Source organism: Flavobacterium psychrotolerans, assembly GCF_003097635.1.
Classification (GTDB): Bacteria; Bacteroidota; Bacteroidia; order Flavobacteriales; family Flavobacteriaceae; genus Flavobacterium; species Flavobacterium psychrotolerans.
Genome location: NZ_QCZI01000035.1, coordinates 1 through 3,516, shown reverse-complemented (window position 1 = coordinate 3,516; position 3,516 = coordinate 1). Strand labels below are relative to the sequence as shown.

Below are 3,516 nucleotides of genomic sequence, written 5' to 3'. Positions count from 1 at the left end.
AATCCTTTTTCTGAATATAGTAGCTATAAAAGCTATAAATCTACAGGGCAAAAAAAAGTAAATAAAAAAGAAGAAGCTATAAGGTTGGGTGACCTTCTGCAAAAACAACTAGAAGAAAATAGCTTCCCTTTTTGATTCTCAAAAAATGAGAAAATAAACTAACTTTGTAAAAATTATAACACTATGGAAGCAATTATATTACACCCTAAAAATAAAACCCAATTGTCTCTTTTAAAAAAATTGGCAAAGGAAATGGGGATGCTTTTTGAAACAAAAGAAGAAGAAACACCATACAATCCTGAATTTGTAAATAGAATTTTAAATAAGAGAAAAGACGGCAATTTCACAACAATAGATACTACTGATGTATGGGGAAGTTTAGGATTCAAATAGAAGATATTGCTAAAGATCAACTCCGAAAAATATATAAATCTGGAGATAAAGCAACTATAAAAAAATTAGAAAAAATTCTATTAGAATTAGAAGAACATCCAAAAACAGCAATTGGAGAACCCGAGGCTTTGAAATATCAACTAACAGGTTATTGGAGCAGAAAAATAAACAAAAAAGATAGGATGATTTATGAGATTAGTGAAGAACTTGTTTTAGTTTCTATCATTGAATTATCTAGTCATTACGGAGATAAATAAACTAAAGGGAGGAAGAAAGAAGTATTATTTTCGGGAAATTTAATAATGTGTAAAGGGTGTCACAGTTGCCTTTTTAATCCTATTTTTTGTTTCTTATAATTTTAAAATATTTTTTCCTTTTTGATAAAAAAACAAAAGGGGAAAAGTATTAAGTTTGGTGAATAAAATAAGCCTTTTTAGCTTTGTATATGTACCCGCTATACAAAGCCACATCCCTATCGGTATGTTAGGCTTTGTGCTGGGCTCTTTTCAGAGGGAACTCTGCGAGGCTTTCGGCTGCGCCAGGAATAACTTTTAAAAATCACGACTATGGCATTTGGATTAATCAGAGCAAGAAATTTATCCGCTGCAGATATTAGCAGCACCGATATTCATAACGCCAGGCGTTATGAAGCCAAAGAGCAATATCCTTTGAATGTTCCTTTGGAAAAACGGAATGATAATTTTATCAAAGCAGAATATATTTTAGAAAATCATGAAGATTATCTAGGAAAAAAAGAAACTACTCTAGCTGAAGCTATAGAAGAAAGACTTAAAATTAATGAGGTTAAAGGGATAAAATCAAATTCCAATTTAGCCATTGAATACGTTGTTGGAATCAATGACAAAAAAGCGTGGGACAATTACAATTTTGATGGATTTGTCAGTAATACAAAGCAATGGCTCGAGAGAAGACACGGTAAAGATTCTGTTGTTGCGGTTTATTCTCATTTAGACGAAAGCAACCCACATGTGCATATAATTGTAGTGCCGATCGAGAAGAAAACAGTAAAGTGGAAAAACACAAAAGGTTCTGGAGAGCGAACTGAAAGTCGTCTAAATACAAGAGATTATACTGGTGGTAGGGAAAAATTAAGGGGTTTGCAAAATGATTATTTTGAACATCTAACGCAACGCTATGATGGAGGTAAAAAGTTTGGCTTGGAATTGTTTCGAGGCACTTTAGTTGAAAATCAAACAAAAGAGTATGTCGAACAAACTAATCACGAAATAGGCGAATTAAGAACTGTTTTAGCCTCTTTGGGCGATGATATTGCTAAAAACATAGTTCAGGGTCAGATTTTAGAAAAACAACGAATTTTGGCTTTAAAAGAGGTAGAGCTGAAAAAAGAAGAGGATAGGCGTCATTCTGAAAAGAAAAATCTATGGAAATTAAAAGGCACTAGAGATAATCCGGATATTTTTCATGGAAAAACTTCAGCTGAAGAAAAAAGTGGGGAAAAGAAAAATAGAGGGCATCGTCCAAGTAGATGAAAAACAGCGTCTTTAAAAATACATAACTATTTAGCTATCAACATATTACGAAAAAATCGCCCGGGCCCTGGTGTTTCTTCTCCTAGCTTCAAATTTTGTTTTTTTGTTTTCTTTTCATTCCAGCTATTTTTCCCCTTTTGTTTTTTTTCAGTTGAAAATTTTTCTCCACTCCAACCAAATAAAATACCAAAAAAACAAGACAAATTTCCTCGCACACGCTACTGTTTAAAAACTTTAAAAAGATTTAAATAATTTAGGCATTCGGGAAGCCCAGTAAAAACAGTGGTTAAGGTAGTCGAAAACGAACTTTTTATAAGCGAAAACGAACTTTTTATAAGCGAAAACGAACTTTTTATAAGCGAAAACGAACTTTTTATAAGCGAAAAATAATTATCTAAAAATAATGTTATTTTTTTTAGTTCGTTTTGCTATATTTGCTTTATGGAACTACAAAAAACTACCCCTGAGAAGAAAATTAAGCAACATAATACAATTACTTCTGGCCGTACTGATTATTCAGCTTGTCAATTGGATGTTTTATTTATGTTGTTGGCTTGTATTGAAGATACTGACGCTCCTAAAAAACGTTATAGTATAAGGGTTAAAGATATAGAATTGATTACGAGTCGTAAATGGAACTATCAACAACTATTAGAGTCAAACGAAGAAATGATGTCTAGGGTTTTTAAGATTGAGGAAGAGGACGGACTGCGACAAATAGTTTTATTTTCGGAAATTAAATATTTAGATGGGACTGGCAGTTTTGATATGGTTATAAACGAACCCGCTCGCCCTTACTTCTTCGAGTTGAAAAATAATTATACCCTTTTAGAATTAAAATCGGTGCTGTCCTGCACTTCAAAACACGCTAAAAGATTGTATTCTTTAGCTTGTCAATGGCGTGGTACTGGAGGGCATACTTATAGCATCGGGGAACTCAAAGAAATGTTAGGGTTAAAAGACCCTAAAGGGAAAGAAAAAGAACAGTATTCTGAGATTACTATGTTTAAAAAGCAAGTTTTAGACATAGCAAAAAGGCAAATAAACGAACATACCGATATTGTTTTTGATTATGAATTATTAAAAGTTAAAGGGCGTTCTTTTGATACAATAAAGCTTTTTTGTGGTTTCGCAAAACCTAAACTGCAGATGGAAATTGATTTTAATGTTGATTTGGAAAAGCAAAAGAAAAACGGTGAACTTCTCCAGAAGATTGCAAATATACAGGCTATAGGTATTCGGGACGATTTAGCGGAATTGTGGGCGGTTAAATATTGGAAGCAATTTGTAGAAGAAAAAAACAACCTTTTAGAAGCTATCCAAAAGGGGAAAGTAATAGCCGACAAGCCCGCTTATTTGGCTGGTATTTTTAAGAAAAAAGGCTATGTATAAACTTAAAGACGTTGCTGAAATCTTAGGGGTGTCCGACAGAACTGTCGAGAGGTATCTAAAAAGCTATTTCTCTATGGAAAAAGGGGCATATCAAGTATCTGAAAAGATGCTAGAGGTATTAAAATCTGAATATCTAGAGAGTGAATCCAATACGGTTGTCGAGGAATTTACTAAAGAAGAATATCAGGAATTTCATAAACGATTATCTGAATATCCCGTT

At 33.0% G+C, this 3,516-nt stretch carries 5 protein-coding genes; all 5 read left to right on the top strand.

Features of this window, described 5'->3' with window-relative positions:
* Positions 1-183 precede the first annotated feature (183 nt).
* Positions 184-393: a DUF2683 family protein gene (locus tag DB895_RS13990; RefSeq protein ID WP_116725978.1), complete on the top strand. Its 210-nt coding sequence runs from the start codon at positions 184-186 to the stop codon at positions 391-393.
* Positions 369-650, top strand: coding sequence for a Txe/YoeB family addiction module toxin (locus tag DB895_RS13985; RefSeq protein ID WP_116725977.1), 282 nt, complete (start codon positions 369-371; stop codon positions 648-650). The genes DB895_RS13990 and DB895_RS13985 overlap by 25 nt, the downstream gene beginning before the upstream one ends.
* 309 nt (positions 651-959) lie before the next feature.
* Positions 960-1,904, top strand: coding sequence for a plasmid recombination protein (locus tag DB895_RS13980; protein ID WP_116725976.1), 945 nt, complete (start codon positions 960-962; stop codon positions 1,902-1,904).
* Positions 1,905-2,345: 441 nt separating this feature from the next.
* The gene (locus tag DB895_RS13970; protein ID WP_116725974.1) at positions 2,346-3,296 is read left to right on the top strand and encodes a replication initiation protein; all 951 of its coding nucleotides are present in this window, start codon (positions 2,346-2,348) and stop codon (positions 3,294-3,296) included.
* Between the two features lie 28 nt (positions 3,297-3,324).
* Positions 3,325-3,516, top strand: a 192-nt coding sequence (locus DB895_RS14335) for a hypothetical protein (RefSeq protein WP_133242688.1), incomplete at its 3' end; no start/stop codon positions are given.